Annotated in this window: 26 protein-coding genes and 1 other annotated feature; of the genes, 3 read left to right on the top strand and 23 right to left on the bottom strand. The window is 43.2% G+C overall.

Going from position 1 to position 23357, the window contains the following annotated elements:
- Positions 1-3 precede the first annotated feature (3 nt).
- From ASG93_RS29695 to ASG93_RS29605, 19 genes are all read right to left on the bottom strand, one after another.
- Entirely contained in the window at positions 4-183 is a 180-nt protein-coding gene (locus ASG93_RS29695; RefSeq protein WP_056838054.1) for a DUF2768 family protein, read from the bottom strand.
- A gap of 103 nt (positions 184-286) precedes the next feature.
- The gene (locus ASG93_RS29690; protein WP_056838051.1) at positions 287-568 is read right to left on the bottom strand and encodes a stage VI sporulation protein F; all 282 of its coding nucleotides are present in this window, start codon (positions 566-568) and stop codon (positions 287-289) included.
- A 77-nt stretch (positions 569-645) separates the two neighbouring features.
- Positions 646-1689: an NAD(P)H-dependent glycerol-3-phosphate dehydrogenase gene (locus ASG93_RS29685; protein WP_056838050.1), complete on the bottom strand. Its 1044-nt coding sequence runs from the start codon at positions 1687-1689 to the stop codon at positions 646-648.
- A gap of 149 nt (positions 1690-1838) precedes the next feature.
- On the bottom strand, positions 1839-2441 hold the full coding sequence (gene plsY / locus ASG93_RS29680) for a glycerol-3-phosphate 1-O-acyltransferase PlsY (protein WP_056838046.1): 603 nt from the start codon (positions 2439-2441) through the stop codon (positions 1839-1841).
- A gap of 13 nt (positions 2442-2454) precedes the next feature.
- A complete protein-coding gene (der, locus tag ASG93_RS29675; protein ID WP_029192999.1) occupies positions 2455-3780 on the bottom strand; it encodes a ribosome biogenesis GTPase Der in 1326 nt (441 codons plus the stop codon).
- Between the two features lie 131 nt (positions 3781-3911).
- Entirely contained in the window at positions 3912-4091 is a 180-nt protein-coding gene (locus ASG93_RS29670) for a capping complex subunit for YIEGIA (RefSeq protein ID WP_029192998.1), read from the bottom strand.
- 6 nt (positions 4092-4097) lie between these two features.
- Positions 4098-5003 (bottom strand): YIEGIA family protein, encoded by a 906-nt coding sequence (locus tag ASG93_RS29665; RefSeq protein WP_056838044.1) that lies wholly within the window; start codon positions 5001-5003, stop codon positions 4098-4100.
- Positions 5003-5629, bottom strand: coding sequence for a hypothetical protein (locus ASG93_RS29660; protein ID WP_056838042.1), 627 nt, complete (start codon positions 5627-5629; stop codon positions 5003-5005). The genes ASG93_RS29665 and ASG93_RS29660 overlap by 1 nt, the downstream gene beginning before the upstream one ends.
- Before the next feature lie 130 nt (positions 5630-5759).
- Positions 5760-6818 carry a type 2 isopentenyl-diphosphate Delta-isomerase gene (gene fni / locus ASG93_RS29655; protein ID WP_056838041.1) on the bottom strand — a complete coding sequence of 353 codons (1059 nt, stop codon included), beginning with the start codon at positions 6816-6818 and terminating at the stop codon, positions 5760-5762.
- Positions 6819-6847: 29 nt separating this feature from the next.
- The gene (rpsA, locus tag ASG93_RS29650; protein ID WP_056838039.1) at positions 6848-8143 is read right to left on the bottom strand and encodes a 30S ribosomal protein S1; all 1296 of its coding nucleotides are present in this window, start codon (positions 8141-8143) and stop codon (positions 6848-6850) included.
- Between the two features lie 151 nt (positions 8144-8294).
- The gene (locus tag ASG93_RS29645; RefSeq protein ID WP_056838037.1) at positions 8295-8876 is read right to left on the bottom strand and encodes a lysophospholipid acyltransferase family protein; all 582 of its coding nucleotides are present in this window, start codon (positions 8874-8876) and stop codon (positions 8295-8297) included.
- Position 8877: 1 nt separating this feature from the next.
- On the bottom strand, positions 8878-9561 hold the full coding sequence (gene cmk / locus ASG93_RS29640) for a (d)CMP kinase (protein ID WP_056838035.1): 684 nt from the start codon (positions 9559-9561) through the stop codon (positions 8878-8880).
- 477 nt (positions 9562-10038) lie between these two features.
- The gene (locus ASG93_RS29630) at positions 10039-10692 is read right to left on the bottom strand and encodes a flagellar brake protein (protein WP_082615179.1); all 654 of its coding nucleotides are present in this window, start codon (positions 10690-10692) and stop codon (positions 10039-10041) included.
- A 104-nt stretch (positions 10693-10796) separates the two neighbouring features.
- Positions 10797-12170, bottom strand: a complete 1374-nt coding sequence (ypeB, locus tag ASG93_RS29625; protein WP_056838031.1) for a germination protein YpeB — start codon at positions 12168-12170, stop codon at positions 10797-10799.
- 109 nt (positions 12171-12279) lie between these two features.
- Complete coding sequence (locus tag ASG93_RS36025; protein WP_200984546.1) at positions 12280-12435, bottom strand: hypothetical protein; 156 nt, start codon at positions 12433-12435, stop codon at positions 12280-12282.
- 69 nt (positions 12436-12504) lie between these two features.
- On the bottom strand, positions 12505-13200 hold the full coding sequence (prsW, locus tag ASG93_RS29620) for a glutamic-type intramembrane protease PrsW (protein WP_056838217.1): 696 nt from the start codon (positions 13198-13200) through the stop codon (positions 12505-12507).
- A gap of 96 nt (positions 13201-13296) precedes the next feature.
- A complete protein-coding gene (locus ASG93_RS29615; RefSeq protein ID WP_056838029.1) occupies positions 13297-14799 on the bottom strand; it encodes a DnaB-like helicase C-terminal domain-containing protein in 1503 nt (500 codons plus the stop codon).
- A gap of 225 nt (positions 14800-15024) precedes the next feature.
- Positions 15025-15630 (bottom strand): genetic competence negative regulator, encoded by a 606-nt coding sequence (locus tag ASG93_RS29610; RefSeq protein ID WP_029192986.1) that lies wholly within the window; start codon positions 15628-15630, stop codon positions 15025-15027.
- Between the two features lie 245 nt (positions 15631-15875).
- Positions 15876-16187, bottom strand: a complete 312-nt coding sequence (locus ASG93_RS29605; RefSeq protein WP_056838027.1) for a hypothetical protein — start codon at positions 16185-16187, stop codon at positions 15876-15878.
- Positions 16188-16353: 166 nt separating this feature from the next.
- On the opposite strand from ASG93_RS29605, the gene ASG93_RS29600 reads away from it, so the two are divergent.
- Positions 16354-17193 (top strand): polysaccharide deacetylase family protein, encoded by an 840-nt coding sequence (locus ASG93_RS29600; protein WP_056838025.1) that lies wholly within the window; start codon positions 16354-16356, stop codon positions 17191-17193.
- Between the two features lie 58 nt (positions 17194-17251).
- Here the strand turns inward: ASG93_RS29600 and ASG93_RS29595 are convergent, their stop codons facing one another.
- From ASG93_RS29595 to ASG93_RS29585, 3 genes are all read right to left on the bottom strand, one after another.
- A complete protein-coding gene (locus tag ASG93_RS29595; protein WP_056838023.1) occupies positions 17252-18907 on the bottom strand; it encodes a stalk domain-containing protein in 1656 nt (551 codons plus the stop codon).
- Positions 18908-19023: 116 nt separating this feature from the next.
- Entirely contained in the window at positions 19024-19227 is a 204-nt protein-coding gene (locus ASG93_RS29590) for a hypothetical protein (RefSeq protein ID WP_056838021.1), read from the bottom strand.
- The gene (locus tag ASG93_RS29585; RefSeq protein WP_056838019.1) at positions 19224-19832 is read right to left on the bottom strand and encodes a CPBP family intramembrane glutamic endopeptidase; all 609 of its coding nucleotides are present in this window, start codon (positions 19830-19832) and stop codon (positions 19224-19226) included. The genes ASG93_RS29590 and ASG93_RS29585 overlap by 4 nt, the downstream gene beginning before the upstream one ends.
- 91 nt (positions 19833-19923) lie before the next feature.
- Between ASG93_RS29585 and ASG93_RS29580 the strand changes: the two genes are divergently transcribed.
- Positions 19924-20844, top strand: a complete 921-nt coding sequence (locus tag ASG93_RS29580; protein WP_056838017.1) for a hypothetical protein — start codon at positions 19924-19926, stop codon at positions 20842-20844.
- A 37-nt stretch (positions 20845-20881) separates the two neighbouring features.
- On the opposite strand, the gene ASG93_RS29575 is transcribed toward ASG93_RS29580, so the two are convergent.
- Positions 20882-21163: a rhodanese-like domain-containing protein gene (locus ASG93_RS29575; protein ID WP_268796069.1), complete on the bottom strand. Its 282-nt coding sequence runs from the start codon at positions 21161-21163 to the stop codon at positions 20882-20884.
- Between the two features lie 268 nt (positions 21164-21431).
- Positions 21432-21663, top strand: a binding site (T-box leader).
- 74 nt (positions 21664-21737) lie between these two features.
- Between ASG93_RS29575 and serA the strand changes: the two genes are divergently transcribed.
- Positions 21738-23318, top strand: a complete 1581-nt coding sequence (gene serA, locus ASG93_RS29570) for a phosphoglycerate dehydrogenase (RefSeq protein ID WP_056838013.1) — start codon at positions 21738-21740, stop codon at positions 23316-23318.
- Positions 23319-23357 lie beyond the last annotated feature (39 nt).

Here is a 23357-nt window from a genome sequence, read left to right as displayed (position 1 = left end):
TTGCTAAAACAAAGATAGCAGCATGTAAAGTAAAATCGGAATAAACAGGAAAAAAGCGATGACGGATAACACAACACGAAGAGCTCCTGTGGTTCGAGTTCTTGCGTAAGAAATTAATAATGACGCGACAACCATGAGTCCGATCGCCACGAATGATGCCCACATTTTGTCTAAACTTGACATAATCTTAACTCCTTATGTATGAAACATTCAAATTGATCACCAGTAAGTATAGCATAGGATGAGAAAAAAAGCATAAAGGGGAACGATCTCCCCTTCATGCTTTTTATTTCTTACCCATCATCATGTTCATTAATTGCTGCATATTGTTAGTATCCAGTTTACTGCTTTTGACCGCCTGAATGATATCATTGATGGTCTCTTCAGATACCTTCACGTTCACTAAACCAGAAACTTGTTTGATGAGTTGGCGAAGTTGAGTTTCACTTTGCAGGGTAGATTGGTTCACACCGCTGGCTAGTTTCTCAATATCTTTTGATGTAACGGATTTACCCGTTTTCTTTTTCACCACATTTAATACGTCTTTCGAGATATCCTTATTCGACAAATGTGCCGCCTCCCTATACCTATGGATGACTGGATCTTCTAAGGTATAGTATGAATGCGGATAGGATGTGGTGTAGGCTACTTCAACACATTTGTTGCTGAGCCGCTGGCTACCTCTTCAATCTCATGGGTTCTAACGCGTCCCATCAAATCTTGCGCTGCTAACTGAGGCGATTTCCCTTCGAAGAGAACATTGTATAGCTCAGCCGTAATCGGCATGGTGACGTCAAATCTGCGGCACAACTCATAAGCAGCTTTCGTTGTTTTCACGCCTTCTACGACCATTCCCATCTCTCTGAGCACGTCGTCCAAGGGGATGCCCTTCGCTAACTCATTGCCGGCACGCCAATTCCTGCTATGCCCACTCGTACAAGTCGCGATCAGATCGCCAATCCCTGCTAAGCCGGCAAATGTAAGCGGATTGGCTCCCATTGCGGTACCCAAGCGAGCAATCTCTGCCAGTCCTCTCGTTACAAGAGCAGCCTTTGCGTTATCACCAAAGCCTAGACCATCTGTCAAACCAGCGCCTAGACCAATAATGTTCTTTAGCGCTCCCCCGACCTCTACGCCTGTAACATCCGGATTCGTATATACTCGAAAGTAAGAGTTAATCAGCAAATCCTGTGCAGCTTCAGCCGCTCCCAAGTCTTGGGCCGCGACAACGACAGTGGTCGGGTATTTGCGAATAACTTCCTCGGCATGACTTGGACCGGAAAGGACGACAAGCCGCTTGGAATCCACGTCAGGAAGCTCATCGGCAAGAACTTCGGTCATTCGCTTTAGCGTCCCTATTTCAAAGCCTTTGGTCGCATGAATGATTAATGCATCCTTTTTCAAAAAAGGGCGCATTCTTGACGCTACTTCGCGCATGCCGGATGAAGGTACGACCATAATGATCGCATCCGCCTCCTCTACCGCTTCTTGCAGCGAGTTTGTTGCAACGATTAATGGAGATAGCTCCACATCTTGGAGAAATCGGCTATTACGGTGCTTCTCATTGATTTCTACAACCTGGTCCTCATTCCGAGACCATAAAAGCACTTGTTTCCCATTATCCGCCAGTACCGAGGCAAGTGCCGTCCCCCAACTTCCAGCTACTAGGACCGATACTTTGTTTGACAAGGTTACCCCTCCTAAAAGTTTTGCTTTAGCAAAACTGGCATCGTAAGCATTAACTAAGTTTTCGTAAGAAAACTGGCTTCGTAAGCATTAACTAAGTTTTCGTAAGAAAACTGGCTTCGTAAGCATTACTTAGTTTTGCTTTAGCATAGCTACGCCCTTTTCTGACCTAGCTTGTTCTCTTTGCCTTGAATGAGCTTCACGATATTCGTACGATGACGCATAAAGGCAAACGCACACAGCAAGATACTAATCCACAAAATAGGCAAAGGTCGGTCCATCCCCCAAATAAGGAAAGGTAAGAGTGCAGTTAGAATAAGGGAACCGAGCGATACGAATCGGGTGACCGCAATGATGACGATCGCTGTTAAACCAGCAATTAACGTTGGAATGAAGCAGAGTGTTGCCATTACACCGATTGTGGTTGCGATACCTTTACCACCTCGGAAGCCGAAGTAAACCGGCCAATTATGCCCGACGATGGCAGCGAGTCCACATAATACACGTATCCAGATGTCATCGGGTCCAGGAGCTGCCCATGTTCCAATCCACACGGCAGCAACTCCCTTCAAGGCATCAAGCATGAGAACTGAGATGGCAGGCCCCTTGCCCAGAACACGAAGCGTATTTGTCGCCCCCGCATTGCCACTCCCATGCTTACGGATATCAATGCCTTTGAACCATTTTCCGAATAAATAACTAAAGCTTATGGAGCCTAATAAATAACCCGCTACAATTGTTATTATCGAAAGCAATGCACAACATCTCCTATTCTTTGTCCGATGATTTCCTACGGCTTAAGATACGAATCGGTGTTCCTTCAAAACCGAAAGCGGCACGAATCTTGTTATCCAAGTACCGTTCATATGAAAAGTGCATGAGCTCAGGCTCATTCACGAAGAGCACAAAGACTGGAGGCTTAACAGCGACTTGTGTCACATAGTTAATACGCAGGCGCTTACCTTTATCCGTAGGAGGCGGATTGTAGGCTACTGCATCCGAAACAACATCATTGAGAAGATGTGTTTGTACACGCAGGGAATGATTCTCCGCAACTTGAACAATAACAGGCAATAGCTTGTGCAAGCGCTGAGTTGTTTTGGCTGAAACAAATACAATTGGAGCGTAGCTTAAGAACAAAAAGTGATCACGAATGGTTTGTGTAAAATGCTGCATCGTTTTATCATCTTTATCGACGATGTCCCATTTATTTACGACAATCACGATCGCTTTTCCTGCTTCATGCGCATAACCGGCAATATGCTTGTCCTGATCGATAATGCCCTCTTGACCATCGATAACGACGAGTACAACATCAGCACGCTCAATCGCCTTCATAGCACGCATGACGCTATATTTCTCCGTATTCTCGTAGACTTTACCCCGTTTACGCATTCCCGCCGTATCGATAATAACAAACTTTTGTCCATCCCGTTCAAATGGCGTATCGATAGCATCGCGCGTCGTTCCTGCCACGTCACTTACGATGACCCTTTCTTCTCCAAGAATGGCATTCGTCATCGAAGATTTCCCTACATTCGGGCGACCGATAAGAGCAAATTTAATGACCTCTTCGCCGTATTCATCGTCTTTTTTATCAGGAAACAAATTGCAAACAACTTCAAGTAAATCACCGATCCCGATACCGTGGGAGCCTGAAATTCCGACTGGATCGCCGAAGCCTAAAGAATAGAACTCATAAATATCATCTTGACGCGCAAGGTTATCTACTTTGTTAACAGCAAGTACGATCGGTTTTTTGGAGCGGAATAACAACTGGGCAACTTCTTCATCCGAAGGTGTAACTCCCGCTTTGGCATCCACCATAAAAACAATGACATCCGCCTCTTCAATTGCAAGCTCAGCTTGAATACGAACAGATTTGAGGATGGCATCCTCACCATCAATTTCAATACCGCCTGTATCAATGACACTGAATGACGTATTGAGCCATTCGCCTACGCCGTATAATCGATCACGTGTAACACCCGGTTTATCTTCCACAATCGCAAGCCGATCGCCTACGATCCGATTGAAAATGGTGGACTTGCCGACATTGGGTCGGCCAACAATTGCAAGTACAGGTCTAGCCACTACTCATTCACTCCTTCGAATTCCATGATCAACCATGGAAAAATACGCAACTTACATCATAACAAAAAAGACACGACTTGGCTAATCTCATTTGAGACTCCGCATGATATCATGCGGGCACACCAGCTGATTCAGGTATGCTTGACCAAAATCATCGTGCCATTTTTCAGATCGTGAGCATTAGCATCCAATATCTTTTCTAGAGAGAAAGAGACCTTTTGGAGGTCATCTTCCTTATCTACAACGAAGATTGGAGCCCCTCCACCTATTCGTTCCTTCGTCAAGGTTACAATAGCTAGGATTTGCGACATCCTGATCTAGGCCTCCTTCTTTTTGTTTATCCCCGCTTCAGACGGCATACGAACAGCACTTTCCAACACGGGTACCCGATGAAGAGCAATAAACGTTTTCTCAGCATCTTTCTCCTGCAGAAGGAGCAGAACGGCTAATGTGCCAGTATTCAAATCCAGCTTAGCCATTGGACGTAAAGAAGGCTCCCCTTCATCTCGGTAAGCACCGAATAAGGTTGAAATATCATGAAGAATAGCTTGTCGTTGGCCTAAATGAGCTAACGTCACGCGAGCATTGCGATTTTTGGGTTTAATTAAGAAGCCAAGACCGTGTTCAAGAATTAGGTCACGATTGTCTGCGAGTCCAACGTTCATTATATATACCGAGCCGACGTAAAGATCCGGGCCATCCATCCGAATATCGGCAGGCTCAATGTCTGCAATTTTCGCTAGATTGTTACCCGATTTAAAGTAGTTAGCTATCCAAATGGATACAATCCCGGCAACGATCCCCCAATACCAAGCAAACAAAATACTGAATAAAGAAGCAAGAAATGCTGAGAAAATAACCAGATAATTTCTTCCCTCAAACACCATCGCTATCCCTTCAATATATGCTGCTCCTCTTGGAACTAACTCTAATTCATCGACCTTGGATAGACTTTGTCTTTCCATATTACGCACATCTCGAAACTGTTGGGCGGCTAGTGATAAGAAAGTGACCGCCGTATAATTTTTGTCCAGCAAAGCAGGGACTGCCACGGCTCCAAGTCCTGCTGCTATGACACCAAGGGAAATATGTATAATCTTACCATGAGGATAGGTCGGATATTGCCTATAATCCGTTCTCAGCATATTTAGACGTGCCAGAATGCCAAAAATAACCCCCACGACGATACCTACCGTATAACGGTGCGAATAGAACCAATCCATTACTTCTTCCAGCCCCCTCTTCGGTCCATCCAGCTGCGAATGATACTTCGGCAGCCGTTATAAGCGGATTGAAGGATGATGGTCATCGTCCTTGCCGCAAAAACAGATAACCACCATTGGTCTTGAAAAGTCGCCTTACCGACATGATGGTAGCCATCTACTGGATGAATTCCCGCCTGATACATATCTCCTAGTAAGTAGCCAATCGAGAGTGCCGCGATCTGCTCCCATGCACTGCGCTGTAATACGAGAACTATAACAGCAAGCAATATAGCCGTATCCCAATCCGAGTTACGAACGATAAGTATGGGGTCCATCTCAAGCAGCTGCTGCAACAAGAAATGAAGAGAACCTAATAAAAGGCCGATGGAAACTAAATGCAGCTTATGTATGAACCCTTTTGTCCTATAAAGAATTCCTAGACTAATGAGCAGTACCCAAACATAAACGAGCCCTACTTGAACATGCTGGATCGTTACGGTAAACCTGGAAAAGACAATCCAGGAGACAAAAAAAAGAAGCATGCCCTTGTGCGATATACTTCTGATGTACAGTTCTTTCCATCCGCTGGCAAATAAGATCAGCGTGATGCAAAGGAGAATGAGAGACAAATAACCGGCATTCATAATCGGACCACCCTACCCATGCATAGGCGATCAGGTGACATATGCCACCGACCTGCCTACGGATCTTCAGGCTTCCACTCCAGCTTAACGAGGGAAGCACCGCCTGATCTATAGTATGGCAATATTTCGATTATTTACTCCGATTGGCTCTTTCTGCATATGAAGTTAAATTAACCCCTCTAGTCCGACACCATTCTGCCGTTTCGCCCATGATGACAACTGGGCAGTTCTCTAATGCCTGAATCGTATTAGCGCCTAGAGCAGTCATAATAAGAGTAAGTCCTTGATGAAGCTCATCAGCAAAATGGTGGAGCGCATCAACACCCTCACTGCGCAAAACCTTCAGGAATGCGCCTGCCATGCCAACCGCTGATGCGCCAAGTGTCAACGCTTTGGCTGCTTCCAAAGCGTTCGTAATGCCGCCAGAGGCAATAACTCCGCCTCGTGGATAAACCGAGAGTGCCTCTAACAAGGCGATGCTGGTTGGCGTGCCCCATTCGTTCAACCACTCCAAAGCCGCTGGACGTCTGGCATTCTCAATGGCGGCGAAATTCGTGCCGCCAGAGCCGCCGACATCCAAAAAGCGGACGCCAATGTTCTGCAATTGTTTGGCGTTATCCTTCAGGATTCCAAAGCCAACTTCCTTCACGATGACGGGTACCTGTACATGCCGAACTATGGCTTCAATGCGCCCGAGCATGCCCACGAAGCTGCGATCCCCTTCCGGCATAATGAGCTCCTGCATGACGTTCAAATGAATTTGAAGCGCATTCGCTTCAATCATATCGACAGCGCGGACCGCTTGCTCAGTGGTCGCCTCGCTGCCCAAATTCGCGAATACGATCCCTTTGGGATTTTCGCGGCGAACAACTTGATAGCTCGATGCAACCTCGCTATTTTTAATTGCTGACATCTGGGATCCAACGGCCATAGCCATGCCCTTTTCCCTTGCCAAGATGGCCAATTCACGATTAATGCTTTCCGTCTCCTGAGCGCCGCCCGTCATGGCATTAATTAAAATCGGCGAACTCATAATGAGATCGCCGATTTCCGTAGTTAATGCTATATGATCCGTCGAAGTCTCAGGTAGACAGTTATGCACAAGCTTGATATCTGACAGCCCTTGCTGCCGCGATTGGCCAAGCTCCAGCGCGTAATGGACATGCTCCATTTTGCGTGAGATGCGCATTCTTATGGTCCCCCTAAGCGTCGTATCATTTACTTTTTGAATTTGGAAAGTTTATCGCCAAAACGCTCGCCAAGTGTCATGGACAGACCTTGATTGCTCAAGGACACGTTCTCATTGCCAGCAATCTCTTTTTGGTGACTTGCACTGTTTCCGCGGTCACGATCGCCTCTTGGTTGTCTTTCTCTGTCTGGTTTACCAGCAGAAGGAGCTGCTGCCCCAGCTGGAGCCTCAGGAGCTTCCTCTGTATCTTTAATGCTTAAGCTAACGCGCTTCTCAGCTGTATTGATTTCCAAGATTTTCACTTGAACTTCTTGGCCTTCTTTCAATACTTCATGCGGAGTACCGATGTGACGGTGAGCAATCTGGGAAATATGCACAAGACCTTCAACACCAGGAGCCACTTCAACGAAAGCGCCGAAAGCTGCAAGACGTTTCACTGTACCTGTTACGATATCACCAGCTTTGAAATCATTCTCCACACTCGCCCATGGACCTGCTTGTGTAGCTTTGATGCTTAAGCTGATTTTATCATTGGAAGGATCAAGCTTAAGGATTTGCACCTTCACTTTATCGCCTTCTTTGACTACATCAGAAGCTTGTTCTACATGGTGCCAAGCTAGCTCGGAGATGTGTACAAGTCCGTCGATACCACCGATATCAATAAACGCTCCGAATTGTGTCAAGCGTTGAACAGTACCTTCCAGTACTTGACCTACTTGAAGGCCTTCGATGATTTTCTTTTTGTTAGCTTCGAATTCTTCATCTAGAATGTCTTTTTGAGAAAGGATCACTTTGTTTTTCTCGCGATCGATTTCTTTTACGCGAAGACGCAATGTGCGGCCTTTGTAAGAGGAGAAATCTTCAACGAATTGACGCTCAACCATGGAAGCAGGTACGAATCCACGTATACCGATATCCACAACAAGGCCACCTTTTACAACTTCAGATACAGTAGCTTCAATGATTTCTTTGCTATCCAACTGACCTTGCAGTGACTCCCATACTTTGCTGTTGTCAACAACACGTTTGGAAAGAACCAATGTTTCTTTCGCATCATTGATTGAAACAACTTTCAATTCAACTTCTTGTCCAAGCAAAGTTGCTTCTGCATCGGAAGAAAGCTCACGAACTGGGATAACACCATCGTATTTGTAACCGATATCCACGAAGGCTTGATCTGCGTCTACCTTAACAATTTTACCTTTAACGGTAGCGCCTTTCTTCAGCACAGCAACGTTGTTAAGAGCGTGCTCAGCTTCTGCTTGCGATACGGCTGTTTCTTGTGCTTCTTGCGTTTGATCTTCAACTTTTACTTCATCTGACATGGGATTACCCTCCTCTAATTACAAACAACAATAAATAATTTATAAGTCACAAAGCAGTATTGTAAGCTTCTACTCTGTTTCAAACAAAACAATAACTTCCATTCGCTTTAAAGATAGTATAATTCCAAGCTTTCGATTCCATACATCCTCGTTAACCTTTGCTATAAGCAGTATGTAATCGGCGAATTTCTTTCATAATAGCTTCCGTTGCCTGCTCCAAATCTTCGGAGCTTGCACCCGCATAAACACTTAGGTCAAGCGGTTTTCCATATACAATTGTCATGGGGCGGAATAAGGAATAATTGCCTATAATAGCCACAGGAACTACGGCAGCTCCAGATTTAAGTGCAAGACTGGCTGCGCCCTTCTTGCCCATCCCTCCGGCGTTGTTCCGCGATCCTTCTGGGAAAACACCCAACATGTTACCATCGCGAAGCAATTGTACCGCAAGTCGGATCGATTCTCTGCTAACGCCACCGCGTTTCACAGGAAAAGCACCTACTCTAGAAATGATAGAACCAAACACAGGGATATCAAACAGTTCGGCCTTCGCCATAAAATGAACCATACGCTTAAGTGGAGTGCCTAATAAAGGCGGATCCAACAAACTGGTATGATTCCCGCAAAGCACAACCGCTCCATGTGTAGGAACATTCTCCATTCCTAAAGCCCGCATACGGAAAAACAAAGTAAAAACAAAACGAAATAAGGCCCTGCCGATGCGATAAAGCATCTTATTTGCCACCTCCGACTTTGTCTTTGCAAAGCCCAAGGATTTCGTCCACAACTTCCTCAATGGTCATTGAAGTACTGTCCATTAAAACTGCATCATGAGCTCGTTTAAGCGGTGAAATCTCCCTGTTCTGGTCCAGTTGATCGCGTCGAGCAATGTCCTGTTCAAGTTCAGAGAGCGTAAGGGTGCAAGTCCCGCTGTTTTGCATCTCTTTGAATCGGCGCTCTGCTCTTTCCTTAACGCTAGCTGTCAGAAATACTTTGAGCTCCGCGTCTGGCATAACATGAGTACCAATGTCGCGACCATCCATGACTACGCCTTTGGTTATGGCCATTTGCTTCTGAAGAGTTACCAGGAGCTGGCGTATAGCTCCATAGCTAGCGATTTGGGAGACATGATCCGTTATGGCTGTCGTACGGATTTCTTTGGTCACATCGACGCCATCCACGATAACCTGTTGTCCCTCCTCGCGAGGAATGAGCTCAATCTGCATGCGATTCGCCAAGGCAGCCACTTCTAGTTCTTGATCAGGTAACAGCCCTTCTTGTTGTACTTTCCACGTTACTGCCCGATACATGGCTCCTGTATCCACGTAAACGAAACCAAGTGCCCTAGCAACTAGCCGCGCAATGGTGCTTTTACCGGCTCCAGCAGGACCATCAATGGCAATATTGAACTTTTCCAAGCTGCTGTTCCTCCCAACAATACCTCACAGTACCTTACGAACAAAAAAGCAGGCACTGCCTGCTAATTAATTGAAATTATAGCACATTAAAAAGGCATATGCAAAACTTGGACGCATATTAGATTACGTTTAGTTGTATCTAAGAGCGCTCTCCTTTCCCATTTTGAGGCCATATATAGGGCTTTCCCTCTAGTGGTTCAACACGTGTAAAATGCTTTCGTATGTACGGAATTTGAAGCATCGCTTGAACACAAATAAGTACAACGAAAAATACGAGCGTTGTCCGAATAATCACCTTTTCTACTTTCGCAGAAAAGAGGATAAACAGCTGCTCGTATGACTTATGGTCCTGATCCCTTGACATGAGAAGCCTCACCTGCTCATATTGACATATTGCTTGGTAGTATGCCCATGCAGGTGAAATCTCATGCGTACATGCTGAGAGACTTTTGACTACGTCAAAAGATCCCTATATTATCATCTTTTACGGAAATCCATTTGTCTCTCGAAGCAAAAGCGAATAAGTTTCTGTCGTTCACGATCGGCTATATCCGTAAATCTAATCATGGCCAATTGTTTGCCAGACTCGAGCTGTTTAACGCGGACAACCTCGCCAGTAAACGGAATATGCTCAATATTACCATTCTTGAATGGAGCAAGAACCCAACATGAGATAATGGCATTCATTCCGATTGGAATATGACCCTCACAGACAAATGAAATCCCGCCACCGCCGACATCGTCTGTCACACCAATGAATTGAATTTGATCTGACAATTTAACGGCAATTTCAAGTTCCGCGAGTACCCTTAGAAAACTTCTGCGTTGAACTTGCGTAATGGCTTCAGGCTCTGGTTTACGAAGTTCCACTAAGTGAATCACGTCTTCTCTGAAACCAGTAACGGAAGTAGTGAAGTAGTGCTTCACTCCGCCTTGACCTAAAAAGAAGGTGTTTAATTCATCACCTTGATAAAGCTTCTTGAGTCGGCCTGTCTTTTCATTTAGCGGGACCTCAATAGCAATCACACTATCCGTAACGTCAGCAATTCTCGACTTGTATTCAATTTTGGACTCTTCATCGTCGATGCTATTCACATGCATATGTAATATCTGGTTGACATTAGGAAGCAATTTCTGCACCTCCGAGACGTAATATGCCTTAATTATACCAATGACCTATTAATTATGATAGCAAAAAAAAAGAAGCTAGGATTGAACCCGCTTCTTCTCTAGGATTATTTCTTTGCGGCAGCTGCTGCTTCTGCCTGTTCAGGGCGAATGGTCTCAATTTTCTCTTCCATCCCATTCTCGCTATTCATATAAACACGATATATATTGTTGTTCATCTTTCCTATAAATTCATGGCACAGCACTTCTTCGTCTAATTCATTTTTGATAATCGCCAAGGACTCGCCAGTCACTTCCATTTTCGGGCTAAGCTGCTTACGTGCTTCGGCTGCAGTCATTTTGGGCTGACCAACCGTTCGTTGTTTTTGACCATATATATAGTCTGTTGCCTGCACGCCAATGACTTCAAGCGTATCCAAAGCTACTTTAACACTAACCTGCTGGGGATAAATCGTAACATCCTTTTCTCGCTTAGCAAAAATAATGTTAGCGATATTTTGATATTGATCATAGCTCACTGCGCTCATATCTTTATATTCATGTTGATCTAAGAACTCATTAGCAATATCTCGCGCATGTCTAAGATCAAATTTGGATTCTTTTACGGTTCGCGGCTTCATAAAATAAATGAGATGACCGCCCTTTTTTGTGAAATCCATCTGAATATCATTTTCGCTGCCGCTTCCTCCTGGAACCACAACACTATAGCTTTGAAATTCTGGCGCACTGCCACCATTCTCAACTACTTTCATCGCGGTTGTATCACTCAGTCCCAGAAATTGTGCGGCTTTTTGCTTAATTTGATCAGCCGTCATGTCATTCCCTGACAAAACCCTAACATCATTTTTGGAAAAAATGTTTAAATTCCCAGGTCCCCAGTTTAGTTCTTCATAGGCTCCAACTTTTTTGTCAACGGTTGAAAAGCCATCAATGATCGCATTATCATGTGGTTCATTTTTAGAAGCAAGGGCGACCTCGACGTCCATCCATCGCAAGTTTTTGGTCAATACCTTATCCTGAACACCGCGTATTTCCTTTGTTATCTCCGAGGAATGATCGTAAAGAGCATTCAATGTTTTTATTTCTTGCTCATTTAGAGGCTGCTTTGTCATGTCGCGAACGGACATTCGGTATGAGAAATTAGCCATATTAGCTAAGAAATCTTCCGTTTTGTTGAATGGCAGCAGGGTTAGCGGGAGCTGCGTAATATCACTTTGCGCTTGGCTCGTCAGCCGCCATACATTCACCAATCCCTTTCGGTAAGAAGGCTCCGAGGTTGCGTTAACTGCCAACGTATTACCAAGCTCTGTATGAAGCTTATCCACATGGAAAGAAAGATCATGGAACGCACGTTGATACTGATTCTCTGCTTTGATCAAAATCGTATTCTTCTCCTGGTGTTCCAAGTATCCCCACACTGAAGCACCAATCAAGGCAATCAACAAGAATGGAAACATGACAATACTTAATCTTTTATACACACGACTGCTCCTTTCGTACCCAAACTTGCGCTTAGTTTTTACGTGGGGAGACAGGTTTATACAAGATTGACAACAAAAAGAGGCCGATTCTTAAAAGAATGGCCTCCTGCTAATCTTCGGTCTCTACTTCAAAGTCTTGCTCATTGCTGCAAATGCATTGACGGAATCCCGTTTCAATTTTCCCTTTTTCTTTCTTGCCTTTCAGCACAAACTTTTCACCGCATAACCGGCAGCGGATCTTTACTTTGACTCTTGTCGCGGACATGTACACCCTCCCGGTAGTTCCGGGCTTACAGCCAGGAATCGCCATCTATACTGTCCATTATGACCTATTTCAGCTCACTTTAATCTTCTCTTCCGCTGTCGCGATGCGAAGTGGGGAATGAGCATTGGCACGGTCAACCCGCCAAATTGTGCGAATCCATAGAAAAGACATGACTGGAATCATGATCCAAATCCAGTTCGTTTTGAATAAAAGCAAAATATAATCAAACAATCCATGCCACAAAATAGGCAGCAGCAAGGAAATCCATAGATACCTTCGCGCTTTATGCGGAATGAATTTAGCTTTACCCAAGTAGTAACCCATCATGACACCGAACAAAGCATGCGCTGAAACAGGCAGTAGAGCGCGAATCATCAGAGCAGAGAAAGATGAGGCATTAAGGAAAGCATAAATGATATTTTCCAAAGTCGCATAACCTAAGCTAACGGCCACCGCATACACAATTCCATCATAAGGTTCATCAAAGGCTTCATGCCTAAAAATCAAATGATAGAGGATAAACCATTTCATAAACTCTTCAATGCCACCAGATAGAAAAAAGGCCGAGAAAAACGTACCCTTTCCAAACTCTTCAATCAACGCATTCTGCAGTACCATTGTAGGGTATACAAGCAGAACTCCGAACAAAAACATTCGAATAACTAAATGAATCGGTTCAGTTTCATACCGGTCCTTCAAATAAAAGTACGTTAGCAACGAGAGACCTGGTGCTATGGCTGCCATAATAATCGGCAGAATTTGCAAATGCAGCTCCCCCTTTTCGATCAATAACATATAGAACCACTAAGATCCATACATAATATAAACATTATAGTCATTTTCAAATGACTTTTCTATGTCTTATTCGGTGAACAAAGCACGATCATTGTGGAAAATGAGTGGGATATTCCCTATTGTGCCATTACGATTCTTCTTCAATACAAGCGATAAGGACTGCGGTTGATCCTCTTCTGCTTCACTAGGCTGCATAATCATGACCACATCTGCTGAAGCTTGCACGTTGTCAGGCACGTTCTCTTGGCCAAGCTCTAAAGCCGTAGCTGCGATAATCGGACAATTCCATTCTCTGGACCATTGTTTAAGCGTATAGGCGATCGCAGCCTGCTGCTGCTCCCAAGTTAGCGGCGTTACCCCTTTAGCTGCAGGAATACGCTGCAAATGATCAATGAAAATTACAGGCTCTTTGCCAACAACAGCCGCAATCCGTTCAATGGAAGCGGCTACTTGATCGAGCGTTGTATCCATCGTACATTCAAGCATCCAAAGCATTTTGCTGATTTTCACATATTGCTTGTTAGCTTCCGCTACCTGTTCAGGATCAACTTTGCCCCCGAGCACTTTCTGTGGAGCTATGCCAATAATCCTTGCTATGCTGCGTGCCCATAGTTCGAAATTTGTCATATCCCATGACACAAAAATGACCGGATTCTGCTCCAAAGCAAGTTCATCAGCGATTTGTTTAAGCAGCATGCTCTTGCCAATGGAGCCTGAACCTGCTAGTAAAAACAAGCCATTCCCGAAGCCGCCGAAAAGTAAATGGTCCAGCTTAGCAAAGCCAGTGCGGATACTAGCGACTTGACCGCGGAACCGTTTCATATATTCTTCTAAATAAACGGTGCTATTTTTAATATCTGGAGCTACAGGGACTAGCCTTGTTTCCTCAACGGTTTGATTCACTAATGCAAGAAAAGTCTCAACCGGATTCTGAGCTCTAATGAATAAATCGTTAATATCCCGAATTGTTTCGGGTAAATTTATAATATACGTCTCATTGCCCTGTTCCCTTAATAGGGCTTCTATACGTACAGAATCCCTTCTTCCGGTCTCATCATTCCCCAGGCAAATATAAACCCGTTTACCGGTAAATAATGACAAATGCTGTTCTTTAAAAATACCGTTATCAGGTACACAAACAGCTGGCATTTTGGCCTGGGTTAAGGTTAGGACATCGAAAATCCCGTTGCAAAGAACAACTTCATCTGAATCTTCAAGTGCTGAATAATTAAATAGATACTGATCTAAACCATACAAGGGTTTATATTTCGGTTCTCTATTGTCTATCGAGCGTCCTATAAGATCGACAACTTCGCCGTCGTAGTTCCGGATTGGAACAATAACTCTATGTTCGAAGTAATCACCTAGCTGATTCTGATTAACATAGAATCCTATTTTGCCAATTTCAAAGCCGATACGGTACTGTATAACCGTTTCTTCCGTTATGCCTCTTTTTTGTAAATAGAAATAAGCCTCCTCGCGGAGCTGTTTTTGGTAATAGGCCAATAACCCGTCCAAATCAACAGCAGCCAGAGTAGGCGCCAGTCGTTTGAGATCTATGCTAGTCATCTAGGTCTCCCCCATTATCTCTTCGCTACGTTGATAAATGATCACAATTAACCAAGGATTAACGACTTCGTCGTCCTTCAGGGACGAGCGCTTTTGTCAAGGCAGATGCGAAGCAAAAGTATAAAACTTATACTTTCTTATCTACTAACAAAACAAGCATCCACAAAAACAATTGTTTTTGAAAATGCTTGTTTCATTCTACATCAAAAAGTAAGGAAGATGGCCTTATTTGAAATGACGGCAGAGCACCTTAACGGCATCATCTGCAATGATGGTCTTCCCATACTCTTCAAGCACAGCTTGGGTAACGGAAGCGGCTTCACCAAATTCAGATAAGACTGCAATTAACGCTTGGTATTTCGTTTCTTCGAGGTCAACAGGCTCGAGTTGTAAAATATATTTCCCTTTGTAGGAATAAAGGGTACCGCCTTCCATGAGAAGGGGATTAATTACTTTGGATACACGCACCAGGTCTTCAAAATCACGGAAAGCATAGGAGACTAAATCGCTTTGTTCAAGCGTTACTTCCATTTCATACACTTCTTCAGCTTCATGATCATCATATGCATCTGAGTTTGCATACAAATCAAGCTTCCCTCTGGTCACAATTACAACCATTCCTTGTGCCGGGAGTGCAAATACCTCAACAGCAAGCGGGCCGGAAGGGTCAAATCCGAGCTCTGAATAGGCTTGATCCATCATTTCACTAAATAATTCGTGTACTTTGGGAATTTCTCTCCACATGTCGTCCTTTTGAATACCGCGTTCAGTTAAGTCATCGAATGTTAGGAAAATCCGTATCTTATCCTGACTTAAGCGTTCTATTTTCATGATAGGATCCTCCTTTGAGCTTTCCGACTGGAAAGCTTGCATCGAAAGCATGGTCATCTTATTAAAACAGAATATGATAAAAATACAAAAAGGTGAACCTTTGAGAACGAAATGGACATGCATCTCGCTTTCGTTTTCACCTATCATGTTAACATTAATTGCGTGCAATTGCACGCGCAAGTTATGTATAAAAAGAAAAGCACAGCTGGCACCTTGGGTATGCCGGACTGTGCTTAAACTTATGTTCATTGGATTGTCGATGAACTTTCTTTATTTTCACGCATGATTTCATTGACAGTTGCTTTCAAATGAGGATCTTCTTTCACAATTTTTTCAACTTGATTCAGGCCATTCGAGTTTGAAGTCGAGAAACTTTTGGCTGCCGAATTTCCAAATGATTTGTTCACCAACGAGTCCTTTGCTTTATCAACAACTTTACCCATCGATTCACTGGACGAGCTGAATGCTGAAAACAACATTGATTTACTTTTACGATTCAAATATATAACCGCCGTCGCACCGGCAATACCGCCGAGCAAAAATGTACCTATTTTCATTTGGTCTCCCTCCATGTCAATTAGTATGAATCCTTCATAGGTTGTGCGACTTTCTAAGAGGGCATACGTAAAAGCAAGAGGAAAACAAAGGAGATATGTTATGAGCGAAATGTGGTACTATAGGTAGAGACCTATAAGTATAAAGATTTGAGGAGAACGAAGGATAATGAACAAAAAAGCCAGTGTACTAATGATGAGTGTCATGATCTTATTAGCAGCCTGCAGTGCGAACCAGACAAGTCCAGTCGCAACAACTAGCTCTACACCGGCAGCTGTCGCCACAATTACACCGAGTCCTGTACCTTCAGCAACACCCCTGCCAACTCCAACACCAACAGCGGCACCATTAGCTCCAGAAGCCGTCAAAAAAGAATATCATATGAACAAAAACTATGATATTGTACCAAACGATCCCAATGGAAATAAAAAGATTGTTCTTTTAACCTTTGATGACGGTCCTAAAGAACAAGCCATGAATCAGGCATTAATCGACATCCTAAAAAAACATAATGCCAAGGCAATTTTCTTCTTGAATGGATATCGTATCAAACAAAAGCCCGAACTTGTCAAACTCATTCATGACAGCGGTAATCTGATTGGTAATCATGCCTGGGACCACGATAACATGAAAAGCATGACCAATGAAAAGATTGACCAGCAAGTGGATGATGTACAAAAGATCGTAAAAGAATTAACAGGGCAAGCGCCCGTATTTTTCCGGCCTCCTTATGGTTCGGGCAATGATTATTTGAAAACCAAAGTGAAAGACAATAAGATGCTCTATATGACATGGTCCAATGGCTCTTTAGACTGGGATATGACGAATAAAAATAATGATTCCGGTAAAGTGATCGAAAATGTGATGAAGCAATTGCATCCCGGTAGTAATATTTTGATGCACGAGCTGCCCTGGACAGTGAAAGCCTTAAACACACTTCTTACCCAACTTGAGGAAAAAGGATATTCTTTCGTAGATCCGAACGCCATTGAGCTAGAAATGAAATGAGAAAAAGAGCCTTGCAATTCCCACACGTCATGTGTCGGTGCTGCAGGGCTCTTGTTGTTTAATAACTAATATTCACTGTTCTTGTACTTTCCTCATAGGTCACTTTCGCTCCAAGCGTTTCAGAAAGCAGCCGTACCGGAATCATCGTTGTTTCATGAATAAGCTTAGCAGCAGATTCTGTTGTATACTCAACACCATTCAAACTATACGCATTTCGGTTCGTATAGAAGATAATCGTCTTGTCTTTCTTTTTGTAAATAGCAGCTTTCTGGTTGTCGTCCCATTCAACAGTTGCACCTAGTGCCGCGGCCAAGTCTCTAATGTAAAGGTACGAGGTCCCCTCTTGAATATATGGCTTTTGCTTCATTGGGTAAGGAATTAAATCAAGTAGATACTTGTCCTCATTTAAACCAAATGAAACCAGATGACTGCGGTTTAACCCGAAATTAGCCATTTGCAGCGTGTAAGCAACAGCATCCTTATGAAGTTTAAGTACACCAACACCAATCCGAGGTTCTGTGCGGAATGTCCATTCTTTCGAATAAGGTCTTGTACTTCCATCTTCCATAGTTGCAGTCAATTTGATTTTGGCTTTATAGGTCATATCCAATTCCAGTGGTTTCGAAGGCATAATGATCACTTCGGTATCCAGATGATCATCTTTACCCGGCTCATTCTTCAGTAGAGAGACAGCCTTACCGCTCTCATCTTTTAACTCCGCCTCATCCAAACTTACCTTCTTCACTCCTGGACCGTTCAAGGAAGCCATGATCGGATAGCCAACCGGATATTCAAACCCAGTATGCAGACGAATTGGATCCGGAGTCTCATGGCCATCAAATACGGTTGGCACATACACATCATTATTTCCTGGTGAAACAACTAGTTCTGGAGCAATCCCGTCTGAGAAACCAAATTCAATAACATGATAATCGCCATCTTTAAACACACCGATTTCCACGAGTCCTGGCACCATGAAAGGCGAACGATGATAAGGGGCATCAAATAGACTATCTATAGCTTCAACTAAGCTAACACGATTGTAAGCTACATCCTCACTGCTTGAACGCGAATAACCGATAAATTGTACTCGATCTCTTAATGATTTGCCGATATACCCAGGCAGCGATGGATCCTCGTCATGCAAAGAAACAGACGTCCGAATAGGATCGATTTTATTTCGAGATAAATACTGTGCATGCTTCTGGGCTGCTGTATTCAGAGCATCGCTGAATTTGACCTTCGACAGCCCCAATTTAGCCCGATAGTCATTGATCGCCTGAAGCCCATCCTCCTGCTCTTTGCTCGTTTCAGACGTTAACGAAACCGCCCCTTTAATAACAGTAAATGTCCAATTAATTGTAATAGGCTGATAGCCATTAAAAGACAGCACTAAACGAGCATTATAGTTCCCAGGCAATAAATCAGCCGTAGGACGATATACAAATTTAACGGAAACGGGATCGTAACTAACATTGAGTTCCTTATCGTTTAAATAAAAATGATAGCTTTCCGGCGTTTTTCCTTCACTAAGCTCAAGCGTTACTCCAATGTCTGGACGTAAGAGTCCAACATCGCCTTGCGGGTAAGACAAAGTTCCATAAGACAAAGCATATGACGGTTTCGCTGACCAAAAGATACTTGAAAATAAAACAAATACAATAGCAATTAATTTTACATTAAAAATCCATCTTGCCGTGTGTTTCGCCAACATAATCGCTGCATCCTCCTGTTAAAAAGAAACTGTGGAAAAAATAAAAGAAACTATGAATCTATCATAGCTTCTCCGCTTCTTTTACACAACTTAGGTAGATTGTTATATGTTAGTTTTCAAGAATAATATTTAATGCCCCAAACCGTTAAACTAACCACAAGAATAATGAATAACCACAGTAAAATAAGATAGAATATACGCGTCCATTTCCCTCGATCAGAGGGATGCACAGCATTACGCGGCGGTAAGTACGTATCATCTTCCTGTACCTCTAATGGCCTCCGATCAGACCCTAAAGGTGATCTTTCCCTCACACTCATGTGCCCTGTTCTTCCTCCTTGCTGTATCGAAGTATGCAGCCCATTACAAGATCAATGATAAAATGAGCGATGATCGGAGTCCACAGGCTCCCAGTTTGAAGATAAATCCATCCAAGACCATAACTTATACTGAAAACCATTCCTGTCATTAACCAATGCTGCAAATACCGAATATGGATCGCCGCAAACAAAATACTGGTCCAATAAGGACCCCATGCATGCTGAATCGCTCCTCGAAACAGCACTTCTTCACAGATCGCAACGATGAGAGAAATCAAAGCGATATGCCATACAGGTCGATTCCCGAATAACATTTGATTAATTCCACCATCATCTGATACTTCCTTAGGCACCCACCTAGAAATCAAAATATCGATCCCTAGGACAAGTAGAGCAAATAAACTTCCCCATATGAGAATCTTCCAGCCCCCTTGAAAAGTGAACATGGAAAGAATTTTATGATTGCTCTGAAAAAACAAGATGATAATACCGATAATAAGCGTAAGCAGTTGAGTTATGTAAAGATTAAGCAATAATGTTCGGTCATTTAATTCATTCACATCAACTTTCCCGAAGCGAATGTTCTTAAAATCGAATTTTTTCAATGAAGCTGCCTCTTTTCCTCACATATTCCCTTTTATAGCTATTTCCCCTATACTAAGTTAAAAGAAAAAGAGAGAATAAGGAGCTTTAATTATGGATAAACGTCTAACCCGCACTGATTATTTATTCGCCCTCATGTTTATCTTTATGCTTGTTTGTATACTTGGCGCCTTTTTCTATGGATTAAGAGTCGGCCAGGAGAAATCAGATCAAAAATACGATGAAATATTGCACGCGGACAAGGCTGTCGTTCAGGAATTTGGAGCCTACGACCAACAAGTACTCGTATCTTATTACCATACCATCTTTTTGCCCTTTAGGGAATTTCAGAATAAATGGTTTGAGTTGATGAGTCAAATCGAATTAGGCAACTCTACAGTCGATGCCTCTGCGGTTCTTAAAGAGTTGTACAAGCTTGCTGACGAGAAATATATGGAGTTGCAAAAAAAGAGCATGCCTGCTTCATCACCGCTGCTTGTTCAGTCTCACCAAGGCTATCTCAAAAGCTTAAAACTTTTTGCTGATACATTAAAAAATTATCAGAGCAAGGCCAACGGACTTACTAGCCCACAATTACTCGATGTCATTCAGAAGGATGCCTACTTCCTAGAAGCGAAAACACAAGCTTTGACGGCTCAGAAAAATTATTTTGATTCCATCGTTGCTTGGAACGGAACGATCGATCACGATATTGAGAATTTCGATACAAATAATAATGCCAATTTGGACCAATGGCGTGCAATGAACATTAACGTCAAAAATCTTTACATAACAGCAAAATTACTTAAGTATAAAGCATTTGCCCCTTTTTACCCACAGGATTTGACGATACGTATTGATGAATTCATTGCCTCAGGTCAAGCTAAGAAAATGAATGTGAATGATGTCAATCAAACGATGGATCTATTGTTAAGCACAAATGCCGTTCGGCCAGGAGACTTTGTCAAAGGGAAATCAAAGTTGTATGCCAACGAGCTGCTTCCACAGCTTCCATTTTTCTCAGATGTGAATTGAATCAAAAGCCGGGCGCAGATGCGCTCGGCTTTTGATTTTAATCATATTGGAAACCGCGAAGCATGGCGACAGCTGCCATCCCTCCATCAACATTAATGACACGATCAAAACCGTTCGCAAGCAAATACTCAGCAACGCGATAGCTGCGCACACCATGTGCACATACGAGATAAATATCCCGATCATCTGGCAGTTCACCCATCCGATGTGGGATTTGCTGCATCGGGATAAGCTTTGCTTCTTCCAGATGATAAAACTCCCATTCATGAAGTTCCCTTACGTCGATAATCATACTATCTTTCAGTTCTTGCTGCTCCAATGCTTCAAGGAATTTATTTGGACGAATACTCGTTATGTCGATGACGGCACTTCCTTCCTTATTTGCTGTTTAACGAGTACAATAGCGAAAATCAGGCTAAAATACAAGCGAAATAGCATTGCTTTCTAAGCGTCCTTGCTTTAAAATAAATGAAAAGCTTTGGAAAATCAGTCGTTCAAATTTCAATTATGACTTTCATGTGAAATTGATTCGACATGTATTGACACGATTTCAAACGCATGTTAATCTTATGAAAATTCTATATCACAGCACAGCGTTGACGGAGCCAAGCAAGTAAAGTAGCTTTCAGAGAACCGATGGTAGGTGCGAATCGGTAGCGAACATTTTGCGGAGCACTCCAGAGTTATTGCATTGAATGAAGTAGATGCAATCGGGATAGGAACACGTTACAGTTCCAGGTCGCAAGACCAATTGAGGCTTCCCATGCGAATGGGCAGCGAACTAGGGTGGTACCACGAAAGCAATCTCTCGTCCCTTTGGCTACAGACATACGTGTCTGTACCTGAGGGGTTGGGAGTTTTTTTATGTTCATATTCTAAGGAGGGTTCGAATTATGTACAAAGTTCTAGTATCCGATCCAATTAGTGACATGGGAATTCAAATGCTTTATGATGCAACCGATGTAGAAGTAGTGAAGCAATCTGGCCTTTCTGAAGATGAACTCATTGCCATCATCGGCGAGTATGATGCCCTGCTAGTTCGCAGCCAAACGAAAGTTACTGAGAAAATCATGAATGCCGGGACGAAGCTTAAAGTTATTGGCCGCGCAGGTGTTGGTGTAGATAATATTGATTTGGAGGCAGCAACAAAACGCGGTATTATCGTCATCAACGCACCGGATGGAAATACGATTGCTACTTGTGAGCTTACATTTGCCATGATGATGTCAACTGCACGTATGATCCCGCAAGCATACAAGAAAACAGTTGGCGGCGAATGGGATCGTAAATTTATCGGGGTTGAGCTTCGCAACAAAACGCTCGGTATTCTCGGGATGGGACGTATCGGCAGCGAAGTCGCTAAACGCGCCAAAGTATTTGGTATGGAAGTCATCGGGTATGACCCATTCTTGACGGAAGAACGCGCTGAGAAAATTGGCGTTAAGCTTGGAACAGTTAATGAAATTGTTGCAAAAGCTGATTTTATCACGGTTCATACGCCACTAACGCCAGAAACACGCCACCTGATCTCCAAACCGCAATTCGAAATTATGAAAAAAGGTATGCGCCTTATCAACTGTGCACGCGGCGGTATTATTGATGAAATGGCGATGGTTGAAGCGATTGATCAAGGAATTGTAGCCGGAGCTGCTTTCGACGTATTCGAAGTAGAGCCACCACAAAAGGATCACCCATTCTTGAACAACCCTAAAATCATTGTGACCCCTCATCTTGGTGCTTCTACAATTGAAGCGCAAGAAAACGTGGCCATTGACGTTTCTGAAGAAGTCCTTCATATCCTGCGTAACGAACCATTCAAAAATGCAGTTAACTTACCGCCAGTACCAGCTAATGTATTAAATAAACTTCAACCTTACTTTGGACTCGGTGAAAAAATCGGCTCCATTCTTGGTCAAATCGCACAAGGCGCTGTTTATGAAATCGTTGTAAACTATGCGGGTGATTTGATTGATGTAGATACAAGTCAATTAACACGTTACATCGTAAAAGGTGTGTTCGAGAACCAACTAGAATCTATTAATATCGTGAATGCCATGCACTTGGCTAAATCACGTGATGTGAATATCGTTGTTCAAACATCCAACACATCCAACAGCTTTACAAATCTTGTTACAGTTACTGTAAAAACGAAGCAAGAAGAGAAAACACTTGCAGGTACATTACTTGCTGGCTACGGAGAACGTATCGTTCGTATCGATCAATATCCGGTTGATTTCGCAGCAGAAGGTAACCTGTTGTTGATTTCCCATAACGACAAACCAGGTATTATTGGCCGTGTCGGTACGCTTCTAGGAAGCAACAATGTGAACATCGCAACGATGCAAGTAGGCCGTAAAGTCATTGGCGGATCAGCAATCATGGTCCTAACTATTGATAAATCAGCTCCTGCTGAAGTACTGGCTGATCTTACAACACAAGCCGAAATCGTGAATGTTCGTGCACTTACTGTATAACCTAATAGCGATTAGGTAACAAAGTGTTTCACGAACAAC

Origin of the sequence: Paenibacillus sp. Soil787, assembly GCF_001429545.1 — a bacterium.
Lineage (GTDB): Bacteria > Bacillota > Bacilli > Paenibacillales > NBRC-103111 > Paenibacillus_E.
The sequence above is the reverse complement of the archived record's forward strand: the minus strand, read 5'-3'. Positions and strand labels throughout refer to the sequence as shown.

Coding starts and splice junctions, on each gene's coding strand:
- ASG93_RS29695 (WP_056838054.1), bottom strand. CDS start 183: ATGTCAAGTTTAGACAAAATGTGGGCATCATTCGTGGCGATCGGACTC.
- ASG93_RS29670 (WP_029192998.1), bottom strand. CDS start 4,091: ATGTCGCAAATCCTAGCTATTGTAACCTTGACGAAGGAACGAATAGGT.
- ASG93_RS29665 (WP_056838044.1), bottom strand. CDS start 5,003: ATGGATTGGTTCTATTCGCACCGTTATACGGTAGGTATCGTCGTGGGG.
- ASG93_RS29660 (WP_056838042.1), bottom strand. CDS start 5,629: ATGAATGCCGGTTATTTGTCTCTCATTCTCCTTTGCATCACGCTGATC.
- fni (WP_056838041.1), bottom strand. CDS start 6,818: ATGCGCATCTCACGCAAAATGGAGCATGTCCATTACGCGCTGGAGCTT.
- rpsA (WP_056838039.1), bottom strand. CDS start 8,143: ATGTCAGATGAAGTAAAAGTTGAAGATCAAACGCAAGAAGCACAAGAA.
- ASG93_RS29645 (WP_056838037.1), bottom strand. CDS start 8,876: ATGCTTTATCGCATCGGCAGGGCCTTATTTCGTTTTGTTTTTACTTTG.
- ASG93_RS36025 (WP_200984546.1), bottom strand. CDS start 12,435: ATGTCCGCGACAAGAGTCAAAGTAAAGATCCGCTGCCGGTTATGCGGT.
- ASG93_RS29615 (WP_056838029.1), bottom strand. CDS start 14,799: ATGACTAGCATAGATCTCAAACGACTGGCGCCTACTCTGGCTGCTGTT.
- ASG93_RS29610 (WP_029192986.1), bottom strand. CDS start 15,630: ATGAAAATAGAACGCTTAAGTCAGGATAAGATACGGATTTTCCTAACA.
- ASG93_RS29605 (WP_056838027.1), bottom strand. CDS start 16,187: ATGAAAATAGGTACATTTTTGCTCGGCGGTATTGCCGGTGCGACGGCG.
- ASG93_RS29600 (WP_056838025.1), top strand. CDS start 16,354: ATGAACAAAAAAGCCAGTGTACTAATGATGAGTGTCATGATCTTATTA.
- ASG93_RS29595 (WP_056838023.1), bottom strand. CDS start 18,907: ATGTTGGCGAAACACACGGCAAGATGGATTTTTAATGTAAAATTAATT.
- ASG93_RS29590 (WP_056838021.1), bottom strand. CDS start 19,227: ATGAGTGTGAGGGAAAGATCACCTTTAGGGTCTGATCGGAGGCCATTA.
- ASG93_RS29580 (WP_056838017.1), top strand. CDS start 19,924: ATGGATAAACGTCTAACCCGCACTGATTATTTATTCGCCCTCATGTTT.
- serA (WP_056838013.1), top strand. CDS start 21,738: ATGTACAAAGTTCTAGTATCCGATCCAATTAGTGACATGGGAATTCAA.